At 61.1% G+C, this 11,221-nt stretch carries 11 protein-coding genes; 4 read left to right on the top strand and 7 right to left on the bottom strand.

Annotation, left to right across the window (positions count from 1 at the left end; genetic code table 11):
- Positions 1-169 precede the first annotated feature (169 nt).
- From AB4Z11_RS09800 to AB4Z11_RS09825, 6 genes are all read right to left on the bottom strand, one after another.
- On the bottom strand, positions 170-748 hold the full coding sequence (locus AB4Z11_RS09800; RefSeq protein ID WP_442024875.1) for a TetR/AcrR family transcriptional regulator: 579 nt from the start codon (positions 746-748) through the stop codon (positions 170-172).
- A 12-nt stretch (positions 749-760) separates the two neighbouring features.
- Positions 761-1,504 carry a 3-oxoacyl-ACP reductase family protein gene (locus AB4Z11_RS09805; protein ID WP_442024877.1) on the bottom strand — a complete coding sequence of 248 codons (744 nt, stop codon included), beginning with the start codon at positions 1,502-1,504 and terminating at the stop codon, positions 761-763.
- Between the two features lie 77 nt (positions 1,505-1,581).
- The gene (locus AB4Z11_RS09810) at positions 1,582-4,704 is read right to left on the bottom strand and encodes an efflux RND transporter permease subunit (RefSeq protein ID WP_442024879.1); all 3,123 of its coding nucleotides are present in this window, start codon (positions 4,702-4,704) and stop codon (positions 1,582-1,584) included.
- A complete protein-coding gene (locus AB4Z11_RS09815; RefSeq protein WP_442024881.1) occupies positions 4,701-5,930 on the bottom strand; it encodes an efflux RND transporter periplasmic adaptor subunit in 1,230 nt (409 codons plus the stop codon). Before AB4Z11_RS09815 ends, AB4Z11_RS09810 begins: the two co-directional genes overlap by 4 nt.
- Complete coding sequence (locus AB4Z11_RS09820; protein WP_442024883.1) at positions 5,927-7,165, bottom strand: TolC family protein; 1,239 nt, start codon at positions 7,163-7,165, stop codon at positions 5,927-5,929. Before AB4Z11_RS09820 ends, AB4Z11_RS09815 begins: the two co-directional genes overlap by 4 nt.
- Before the next feature lie 75 nt (positions 7,166-7,240).
- Positions 7,241-7,624: a hypothetical protein gene (locus AB4Z11_RS09825; protein WP_442024885.1), complete on the bottom strand. Its 384-nt coding sequence runs from the start codon at positions 7,622-7,624 to the stop codon at positions 7,241-7,243.
- A gap of 123 nt (positions 7,625-7,747) precedes the next feature.
- Between AB4Z11_RS09825 and AB4Z11_RS09830 the strand changes: the two genes are divergently transcribed.
- From AB4Z11_RS09830 to AB4Z11_RS09845, 4 genes are all read left to right on the top strand, one after another.
- The gene (locus AB4Z11_RS09830; protein ID WP_442024887.1) at positions 7,748-8,491 is read left to right on the top strand and encodes an alpha/beta hydrolase; all 744 of its coding nucleotides are present in this window, start codon (positions 7,748-7,750) and stop codon (positions 8,489-8,491) included.
- 44 nt (positions 8,492-8,535) lie between these two features.
- Entirely contained in the window at positions 8,536-9,207 is a 672-nt protein-coding gene (locus tag AB4Z11_RS09835; RefSeq protein ID WP_442024889.1) for a heavy metal response regulator transcription factor, read from the top strand.
- Positions 9,204-10,598, top strand: coding sequence for a heavy metal sensor histidine kinase (locus AB4Z11_RS09840; protein WP_442024891.1), 1,395 nt, complete (start codon positions 9,204-9,206; stop codon positions 10,596-10,598). Before AB4Z11_RS09835 ends, AB4Z11_RS09840 begins: the two co-directional genes overlap by 4 nt.
- Positions 10,599-10,687: 89 nt before the next feature.
- Positions 10,688-11,041 carry a CzcE family metal-binding protein gene (locus AB4Z11_RS09845; protein WP_442024893.1) on the top strand — a complete coding sequence of 118 codons (354 nt, stop codon included), beginning with the start codon at positions 10,688-10,690 and terminating at the stop codon, positions 11,039-11,041.
- Here AB4Z11_RS09845 and AB4Z11_RS09850 read toward each other — a convergent pair.
- Positions 11,038-11,221, bottom strand: a 184-nt coding sequence (locus AB4Z11_RS09850) for a hypothetical protein (RefSeq protein WP_442024895.1), incomplete at its 5' end; no start/stop codon positions are given. The two genes, AB4Z11_RS09845 and AB4Z11_RS09850, sit on opposite strands and share 4 nt — an antisense overlap.

Below are 11,221 nucleotides of genomic sequence, written 5' to 3' on the forward strand. Positions count from 1 at the left end.
TCGTAGGGCTTGGCGTAGAAGCCTTCGATGCGTTTTACGACCGCCGTTGCGGACAGCGGTACGTCACCTTCCCATTGAGACTGTTCGATAGTAGCCATCGCATCCTCCATGTGTGGTTGGAAAGACTTCTACCACCATGGATCAGCCAACGCAACAATAGTTCAGCCGATCAGCGCCGTAACGCGGCGATTGCAAAATTGGCGATGGCGTGCAGGGTATCCTGGCCGGCGCCCGCCTTGGCGCTAATCTTCATACCTGCCAGCGTTGATGCGATGAAGGCCACCGCATGGGGAATATTCGTTTTTGCCGGCATCTCGCCTGAAGCAACCGCATCGCGCAAAACCCGCTCAACTGCGCTGTTCAGGACCGCACTGCTGGCATCGCGCAGCGCAGTGACTTGCAAATCAGTGTCACCGAATTCGCACACGGCATTCACGCCCATGCAGCCTTTGGCGTTGTCCTTTTCCGGACGCGCGGCGAAGGTGTAGAGCATCTTCGCGATGCCATCGATCGCCGTGCCGGATTGAAGACTGCGCAGCAGTTCCGCGATGCTGCTTTCGTTGTGATGCTGGAGCGCTTCGAGATAGAGAGCATGCTTGTCGCCGAAGGTGTCGTACATGCTCTGGCGGCCGATCTGCATGGCTTCCAGGAGGTCGGCCGTGGACGTGGCGGCATAGCCCTTCAGCCAGAAGACGGCCATGGCCTTGCTTAGCGCGTCTGCGCGGTCGAACTCTCTGGGTCTTGCCATGATGCTCCTCGTTTATGCAGTGTAGCCGCCGTCGATGGTCAGGCTGGCGCCCGTGACATAGCCTGCTTCCGGTCCCGCCAGATAGGCGACCATGGCGGCGATTTCTTCGGGCTGCCCGACGCGGCGAACCGGAATCATACTCTGAAGCGCTGCCGCATGCGGACCGTCGGATGGATTCATATCCGTTTCGGTCGGGCCGGGCTGCACATTATTGACCGTGATGCCGCGCGGCGCCAGATCGATTGCCATGCCGCGCACCATGGCCGCCACTGCGCCCTTAGTCATCGAATACACACTGGACGTCGGGAAGCCCACGCGCACCGAAGCGATACTGCCGATCGAGATAATGCGACCGCCATCTTTCATATGGGACACGGCGGCTTGCCCCGCCACGAACAGGCCGCGCACGTTGACGTCCACCATACGGTTGAAGTCTTCCAGCGGATAGTCTTCGAACTGCGCCAGACGCAAAATGCCGGCGTTATTGACGAGGATATCCAGCCGGCCAAAGTGTTCGCCTGCGCGATTCACGGCGCTACGCACAGCGGCAGGATCGCCGCTGTCGGCCTGTATGGGCAGGGCCTGGCCGCCATCCCGCTCGATTTCGGCGGCAAGCGCGTTCGCGGACTCCGCCGACGCGGCATAAGTAAAGGCCACCGCCGCGCCTTCGCGCGCCAGGCGCCGTACGATGGCCGCGCCGATGCCGCGGGTGCCGCCCATCACCAGAGCGACCTTGCTATTGAGGGTCATGTTCATTTTCATCCTTAATTGACTGATTGATCCAGAACAATATACGCATTCTGGATCAATCAGTCAAGTTAACAATGAGATGACTATGGACGCCACTTCCGAAGCAAATAGTAAGCAGCGGGAACGACCAGCATCGACAGCAGCGGTGCGGTCACCATGCCCCCTACCATGGGCGCGGCGATACGTTGCATCACTTCGGAGCCGCTGCCATGGCCGAACATGATCGGCAGCAGGCCGGCCACAATCACGGCGACTGTCATGGCTTTCGGCCGCACACGCTGAAGTGCGCCCTCTTCGATCGCCGCGCGCAACTCACTGTCCGCAGTCTGTCCGGCCTGCGCCCGTCCGTGCCAGGCCTGCTTCAGATAAAGCAGCATGATCACGCCGAATTCTGCCGCAACACCCGCCAGCGCAATCATGCCCACGCCACTGGCAACGGAGAGATGATGACCCAGCATCCAAAGCAGCCATACCGCCCCTGCCAGCGAGAACGGCAGTGTTCCCATGATCAGCAAGGCTTCATCGAAACGGCCAAAAGTCGCGTACAGCAGCAGGAAGATAATGAGCAAGGTCGCGGGGACCACTACCTTAAGCCTCGCCGTTGCGCGTTCAAGATATTCAAATTGCCCCGACCATGCGATCGAGTAGCCCGCCGGCAGCCGTACTTGCCCGGCGACGATGCGCTGCATGTCGTTCACGACGCTGCCCAAGTCACGATCGTGAATGTCAACGTACACCCAGCCGGACAAGCGGGAGTTTTCACTCTTTAGCATTGGCGGCCCATCGTCAACGCGAATGGCCGCCACATCGCCAAGACGAATCTGAGCCCCGCGCGGTGTAACCACCGGCAGATCGCGCAATGACTGAAGCGAATCGCGCCACTCGCGAGGGTAGCGCAGGTTGATCGGAAAGCGCTGCAAGCCCTCGACGGTTTCACCAATGTTCTCTCCGCCGATGGCTCCAGCGACAACGCTCTGGACGTCAGCGACATTCAGACCGTAACGGCCTGCCGCGTGGCGGTCGATATCGATGTTCACGTATCGCCCGCCGGTCAGCCTTTCAGCCAATGCCGAACGCACACCCGGCACACCTTTCACTGCCTGTTCAATTTGTGCGGAAATACGGTCGATTTCCGTCAGGCTTGCGCCGGACACCTTGACGCCGACCGGGCTCTTGATCCCCGTGGCCAGCATATCGATGCGGTTGCGCACTGGAGGCACCCAGATATTTGATAGCCCAGGTACKTTGACGACACGGTCAAGTTCCTCGACGAGCTTTTCCGGTGTCATACCGACACGCCACTGTTCGCGTGGTTTGAAGCGGATAGTGGTTTCGAACATCTCAAGCGGCGCTGGATCGGTCGCCGTCTCTGCCCGCCCTGCCTTACCGAAAACGCTGTCCACTTCGGGAACCGTTTTGATCAGCCGGTCCGTCTGCTGCAGCAATTCAGCAACCTTGGCAATGCTGATGCCCGGCAGTGCGCTCGGCATATACAGCAGATCCCCCTCATCCAGCGGCGGAATGAATTCGCCGCCCAGCCGGGACAGGGGCCAGGCCGATACAAGAGCAAACAATGCGGCCGCAACCAGCGTCACACGGGGAGCGCGCAAGACCGCATTCAGCACGGGAGCGTACGCCGCGGCCAGCCAGCGGTTCAGGGGATTGCTGGTTTCTTCAGGTACTCGTCCACGTATCAGAAGCCCCATCAGCACGGGTACCAGCGTCACCGACAGTGCTGCACCGGCGGCCATCGCGTACGTTTTCGTGAACGCGAGCGGCGCGAACAGTCGTCCCTCCTGCGCCTCCAATGTGAACACTGGGGTAAATGACAGCACAATGATCAGCATCGACAGGAACAGTGCCGGCCCCACTTCCACTGCAGCGTCGCCAATCACACGCCAGTGTTCCGTACCTTGCAACGGCATCTCTGGATGGATGTCATGCCAGGCCTCGATGTGTTTGTGCGCATTCTCGATCATCACCACTGCCGCGTCGACCATGGCGCCAATGGCGATGGCAATGCCGCCGAGCGACATGATGTTGGCGTTCACGCCCTGGTAATGCATGACCAGATAGGCCGCCAGCACGCCAAGCGGCAATGTGACAATCGCCACGAGCGCCGAGCGCGCATGGAACAGGAAAAGTCCACACACGACGGCGACCAACACGAATTCCTCGATCAGTTTATGCCGCAGATTCGACACGGCATTGCGGATCAGATGGGAGCGGTCATAGGTCGTAACGATTTCCACGCCGGGAGGCAAGCTGGCCCGCAGCTGCGCCAGTTTGGCTTTCACCGCGTCGATGGTTTCCAGTGCATTCTTCCCGGACCGCATGACAATCACACCGCCCGCCACTTCACCCTCGCCGTTCAGCTCCGCCACGCCACGTCTCGCCTCAGGACCGACATGAACGGTCGCCACATCGCCCAGCGTCACAGGAACGCCCGCGCCGGTTGCGTTCAGTGGAATCCCGCGGAATTCCTCCAGCGATTTCAGATAACCTCCGGCCCGCACCGCGTATTCCGCTTCCCCCATTTCCAGTACAGAGCCGCCGCTTTCCTGATTGGCACGCTGCACTGCCTCGACCACCTGGCCGTGCGTGATGTTCAGAGAACGCATACGCTGTGGGTCAAGCTCGATCTGATATTGGCGCACCATGCCGCCAATACTCGCAACCTCGGCGACATTGGCAACGGTCTTCAGCTCGTACTTCAGGAACCAGTCCTGCAAAGCGCGCAGCTGGCCCAGATCCATTCTGCCGCTGCGGTCAACCAGGGCGTATTCGTAGATCCAGCCAACACCCGTGGCATCCGGACCAAGCGCCGGACGTGCTTGCGCTGGAAGACGCGATTGCACCTGATTGAGATACTCCAGTACACGCGAGCGTGCCCAATAAGGATCGGTATGATCGTCGAACAGCACATACACGAAGGAATCGCCGAAGAACGAATAGCCGCGCACAGCTTTCGCTCCGGGCACCGACAGCATGGTGGTCGTCAGCGGATACGTCACCTGATTTTCAACTATCTGCGGCGCCTGGCCCGGATAGGTTGTGCGAATGATTACCTGCGTATCGGAGAGATCGGGAATGGCGTCCAGGGGCGTACGCAGCAATGCCCATATCCCCCATGCCGCCAAAGCGATGCAGGCCACCACCACCCACCAGCGGCAGGCAATGGACCAGCGGATGATGCGTGCGATCATTTATCCGCCTCCCTGCCTGCTCCCAGTCGCGATTCCGCGCCGCGCAAGCTGGCCTCCGAATCGACCAGGAATTGCCCCGACACGACCACGCGCTGCCCGGCACGTAATCCCTTGCGTACTTCGGTTTCTCCTCCGGTTTCCGAGCCAAGATCGACTTCCACCGCTTCGAAGCGGCCCTCGCCGGAAACAACGAAGACGACATTACGTTTGCCGGTCCGGATAACCGCTTCGGACGGAATCAACAGCACTTCAGCTGCGGTCGGGGACGCAAAGCGCACGCTGGCGAACGTGCCCGGCGCCAGTCGTCCACCGGGATTGATGACATCGACGCGCACTTTTCGCGTACGCGTCGCGGCATCAATATCGGGCAACACTGCGTTTACCTTGCCCGTCAGGGTCTCTCCGGGCAGTGCATTCGAATAGACAGTTGCAGCCGATCCCGGCGCAATTTGCCCGCCGGCGCTTTGCGGAACATCCGCCACAACCCAGACCGACGCCGTGCCGTTCAGACGGAACAGCGTGGCGCCTGGTCCAACGCTTGCCCCTTCGCGCACGCCAAGCTCCGCGACCACGCCGGACGCGGGGGCAATGACCGCCACGCGCGGCTGAACCGTGCCGCTTCGTACAACCGACTGAATCTGTCCTTCGCTCATTCCGGCCAGCCGCATGCGCTGAAGCGCCGCTTCGGCCACGCCCTGCATGCCTTCCGCCTGGAGTTTTCGCGCCGCCAGGTATTCCTCCTGCGCGGCGACAAATTCAGGCACATAGAGCTCGGCCAGGACCTGTCCTTTGCGCACTTGGGCCAATGGCGTTCGCACCTTGAGTCGTTCGACAATGCCGGCACTGCGCGCCTGAACGACAACGGCCTGGCTCTCATCCCATGCCACCGCACCCGGCGCCTCCAGCATGCCAGCCAGTTGGCCTTTCTTCACCTCGGAAGTGCGCAGGCCCAGGTTCTGGCGTGTACGGGAATCGATCGCTACACCGCTGGCCGCGCTGTCTTCGGCATAGACAGGCACCAGCTGCATTTCCATGAAGGGTGACTTGCCGGGTTTGTCGAAATGCTGGCCCGGCACCATCGGATCGTGCCAGTACAGCACCTTCTTGTCAGCCGGGGCGGCCGGGGCAGGCTCCCTGCCGCTATCATGGCGGGAACCAGCCCAGTAACCGGCGCCGACAGCAGCTGCTAAAGCCAAAGCGCCACCGATAAGAGAAACGCGTTTCATGGCTGCTCTCCTGCACTGTAATAACTCAGACTGACCCAAGCTTTCGCGACAGCCGCATCTGCGTCCAACGCTTGCAGGCGAACATCCAGCTCCGCCCGGCGCGCTGCCAGCAGATCAGCCAAAGCGGCTTTGCCGCCGCGGTATTCAGCCAGTACCGCTTCCTGCCGCAGTTTCGCCAGCGGCAGGATGGCCTCCCGAAATTGTTTTGCACTGGCCAGATTCGCTAACCATTCTTCGCGCTGGATTAGCGCTGCCGCACGCCATTCCCGCTCGGCTTCCTCATGCGCCGCGGCAGCCTGCTCCTGTAATGCCTGGCGCGCAGCAATCTCGCGGTGCTGGCGATGGGACCGGTCCCACTGCAAGGGCACGGAAATGCCGAATGAGATCATGTTTGGATAGCTGGGACCACGCTGTTGAAAGGACACGTCCACCGTCCAATCAGGCTTCTCTTCAGCGCGTGCAATGGCCGTGTCGGCGCGTGCGACATCCTCTTCGCGCTTCAGAGCCTCCAGATGCGGGTGATGTCCCACCGTTGCCGCTTCGGCGTTCTCGATGGGCGGCATCGGCACCAGATCTGCGGACGGGTCTTTGCCAATCCAGCGCGCCAGATTCAGCCTGGCAGCGCGCAACCTGCGTCCGGATTCGATGCGGCGGGCGCTGACCTGAAGCAGCGCTTGCTGCGCTGCGACCACATCGGGCAGAGTGGCGTGGGCRCCGCGCTGGGCGGCTTGGGCTGCCTCGATCTCCATCTTAGCCTGCGCTTCAAGGGCTGCAAGCAATTCATCGCCTTGCGCGGCAAAATACAGCTCAACCCAGGCCAGGCCGGCATCGCGCCGAATTTGAGCGGCAACGTTGCGCTTTATTGCCTCCTCTTTTTCCGCCTCCGCCTCAAAGCGCTCCGCACGGCGGCGACGTTTCTCGGCATTGGTGAATTCCTGGGATACGCTGATGCGGCGCATGGTCATGAAATCGGCGCCCAGCGAATAACGGTCGGCGCCCGACACCGGCACGTTTTCGACGCCGGCTTTGAGTACCGGATCGGGCAGGCGGCCGGCGGCAACGGCCATCTCGCGCGCCGCCATCGCAGCGAAGTCTTGCGCCGGAATGGCGCGGGAATGGGCCAGCGCCTGGTGCTGAGCCATTTCAAGCGTCAATGGCGCTGCATCGGCCATGGCGTGATGGACCTGGACGAACAGGGAACACGCGCAGGCAAGCGCGCGTAAGGAAGTTTGCATGGTAAAACAACTCCGAAAACGTTAATCACGCGCGCATCGCTCTGGCGATGGCGCACTGTCATACGTTCGGAGGTGTCAAATACGGAAGCAGCAGTTGGCGATGGATATCGGCGGCGCCGTGGCGCGTTCCATCACAGGCGGGGCGAGACTGGACGATGCTTCCTGCGGCGCCAGCAGCAGCGCAAATCCGGCCAGGTAACCCGGACCGGAGAGGGAAAATGGCGCGATCTGTGGAATTTCCACTTTATCGGATAGCTGCTGCTTGGGCTGGCAATGCGCCTTGCACAAGGAAGGCTGCCCGGCATCCATGCCCGTGCAACCCGGCATATTTACCATCTCGGCTTTTTCTGCGGACACCGCCTGTGGGCAGACGTACGCCGCCACTGCCAATTGCATGCAAAACATGCCAAGCAGAGCGAGTACAACGGCGAACCAGCGGGTGCGGCGGGAAAATCTCATGGCCGCATCCTATCATCACTTTGCAGAATTTTCACTCTGTCATAGGTTTGTAATGATTGCGTCACGATTTGGTGGCACCTGGCTGCGCATACTGAACTCCATCCCATCAAAAAGGAGTTCATCGTGAAGCTCATCGCCGCAGCTGCTGCCACCCTTGCCCTCACCATCACCGGCCCCGCCATGGCCGATCCGATCAAGAACATCGTGCTGGTGCACGGCCAGTTCGCCGATGCTTCCGGCTGGCGCGGCGTTTACGACATTCTCACCAGGGACGGCTTTAACGTGAACATGGTCCAGGAACCGATGACCTCTCTGGAAGACGACGTGGCGGCCACGGTACGCGTGCTGCAACGCCAGCCGGGTCCGAGCATTCTGGTTGGGCACAGCTACGGCGGCGCCGTGATCACGCAAGCCGGCAATGATCCCCATGTGGCAGGCTTGGTCTACATTGCGGCTCACGCGCCGGATGCCGGCGAATCCACGGCCATCAACAAGAACAAGATGCCGGCCCAGATCCGCACCCAGCTCACGCCGGACGGGTATGTCTTCATCGACCCGGCCCACTTCCACGAAGACTTTGCCGCCGACTTGTCGAAAGAACAGGCCGAATTCATGGCGCGCTCGCAGATGCCGCCGAACGCCAAGGTGAACACGACGCTCATCACCAATCCGGCCTGGCGCAACAAGCCTAGCTGGTACATGGTGGCGAAGGACGATCACGCGATCAATCCGGATCTGGAGCGCATGTACGCGGCGCGCGCCCACAGCACGACGGTGGAAGTGAGCGGCAGCCACGCGATTTACATCTCCCATCCGAAAGAGGTGGCGGCGCTGATCGAACAGGCCGCCACCAGACTGAGTAAGTGAACGGTGATATCCTCGGCGGTATAACAGTCAAAGGACACGAAAGCATGAGAATCCTTGTCGTAGAAGATGAAGCCAAGGCGGCGGAATATATCCAGAACGGTCTGACGGAATCGGGCTATGTGGTCGACGTGGCACGCAATGGCCGCGATGGCCTGCACATGGCGCAGGAATTCAGGTACGACCTGATTCTGCTGGATGTGATGATGCCGGAGATGGATGGCTGGGAAGTGATGCGCCACCTGAGCAGCAAGGAAACGCCGGTGCTCTTCCTGACCGCGCGCGGCACGCTGGAAGACCGCCTGAAAGGCCTGGATCTGGGCGCCGACGATTACCTCGTCAAGCCCTTTTCCTTCGCTGAGCTGCTGGCCCGCATCCGCATTGCCCTGCGCCGTGGCCGCCAGGTGAAGCAGGACGACACCCTGCGCATCGCCGATCTCGAAGTGGACGTTCCGAAGCGCCGTGTCTCCCGCGCGGGCACCAAGATCGCCCTGACCAACAAGGAATTCAACCTGCTGCAATTCTTCATGCAGAACCAGGGCCAGGTGCTGTCGCGCTCTCTGATCGCCTCGCGCGTGTGGGATATGAACTTCGACAGCGACACCAACGTGGTCGACGTCGCCGTGCGCCGCCTGCGGCAAAAGGTGGACGATCCCTTTCCACAGCGCCTGATCCACACGGTGTATGGCGTCGGCTACCGTTGCGAGGAAGAGGAATGAGCCGCCCTTCCCTTGTCAACCGCCTTTCGCTGGCACTTGCCGCGCTGTCCTTTCTGGCAGCGGCCGCGATTGGCTATGTGCTGTATGAGCGTCTCGCCGATCAACTCGGCCAGCGCGACGATATCGCTTTGATCACCCGCGTTGACCAGGTACGCACCCTGTTGCGCGACGAGGACGTGATGGACCTCATCAACACCAAGCCGCAGCTGTTTGCCAATATGCTGGGCAATTCGGAAGCCTTGCTGGTGCTGAAGTTTCCCGGCCATGCGCCGCTGATCGAGATCAATCCCGGCCAGTCCACTGTGCCGGAGATCGAACCGGTCCCTGCCGGCCAGCATCTGATGCTGGACGCGGTACGGCATACGCTGGGCAGGAACGACGTACCGTTCATCTACACCTCCGCCTTCGCTAGGACGACGCAAGGCAAAGAGATCCAGGTCATCTCCGGAAAACTGATGATCGAGCGCACTCGCCTGCTCCGGGATTACCGCAACCGCATCGTCTTCATGGCTGCGGTCGGCGGCTTGCTGACAGCATTGCTGGCCTATGTGCTGGCGCGGCGTGCGCTGGCGCCGGTCGCCCATCTCGCGCAGCAGACGGCATCGATCGGTGTGCGCAACCTGTCCCAGCGTATCGACACCGAATTGGCGCCGCGCGAGCTGCTGCCGCTGATCGAGTCCTTTAACGGCATGCTGGCGCGTCTGGACACCGGCTTCTCGCAACTAAGCCAGGTGTCGGCCGATATGGCGCACGACCTGCGCACGCCCGTCAACAATATGCTGGGCCAGATCGAGGTCGCATTCGGCCAGAAACGCAGCAATGAGTATTACGAAAAACTGCTCGGATCAACGTTCGAGGAGTTGCAGCGTCTTTCGCGCATGTCGGACAGCATGCTTTTCCTGGCCCGCGCCGAACACGCCGACCACGCCATCGAGCGCAAAACGCTGGATGTGCGCGAAGAGATGGAAAGAGTCTGCGAATATTTCGAAGGTCCGGCCTGCGACCGCAATGTGAAGCTGGTATTCGAGGGAAAAGGCACGGTGTGGGCCGATCCCGACCTGCTGCGGCGGGCGCTGGCCAACCTGCTGTCCAACGCCGTCCGCTACGCCAACGAGGACTCGGAAATTGTGCTCACGGCCGCACAGGATGGCGCCGGAACGGCCTTCACCGTTGAAAACAAGGGGCCGACAATCACCACGGAGCACCTGGGCCGCATCTTCGACCGCTTCTACCGCGCCGACCCGTCGCGCGCCGGCAGCTCCGAATCCAGCGGACTGGGATTGTCCATCGTGCGCAGCATCATGTCCCTGCATCAGGGCAGCTGGCGCGCCGCCAGCGATAATGGGGTGACCCGTTTTGTAATCGCCTTCCCGGATGTCAGCACTTTGTAATGATCCCRTAATCGGATGGTTGGGGGCTGGGCTCTAAGCTTGTATCCATCGACGACGTGTCGAATTGAATACTAACCTGGAGCCCATAAATGAAAGCCACCAAATCCCTGATCGCCTTTGCCATCGCAGCATCCGCCCTCATCAACGTCAGCGCCCATGCAGGCATCTTCGACGTTCAGCCTAAAGTCTTCGGTGCACCAGCTGCCGCCAGCGCCGCACAGCGCACCGTTGACGTGACGTCCGATACGAAGCAAATCAGCGTGACCAACGGCGAAACCGTACAGTTCAATGTGGATGGCAAGTCCTTCACCTGGCACTTCGACCTGTACCACGACGACGGCGTAGTGGACCTGGCCACGCTGGCGCCGCAGGACTTCAAGGCGGGTGGCGTGAAGGTCGTCGTTGCGGAAAACCCGCTGTACCGCGAGCTGTATCGCAATTAAGCGGCGTTCCTGGCCAGCGCTCCAGTCGCTGCATAGAACAAGTCCGCGGCAGTGCGCCCATGGTCCGGTAAAAGCGCACTGCCACTGCAGACCGGGCCAAAGCCATTGCGCGCCAGCGCATGAGAAACTCTCAGTACCTGGCTGGCAACCACGGACTGCCTCACCGCCATGCTCAGGATG

This window comes from Pseudoduganella sp. RAF53_2, from assembly GCF_052113985.1.
GTDB lineage: Bacteria > Pseudomonadota > Gammaproteobacteria > Burkholderiales > Burkholderiaceae_D > Rugamonas.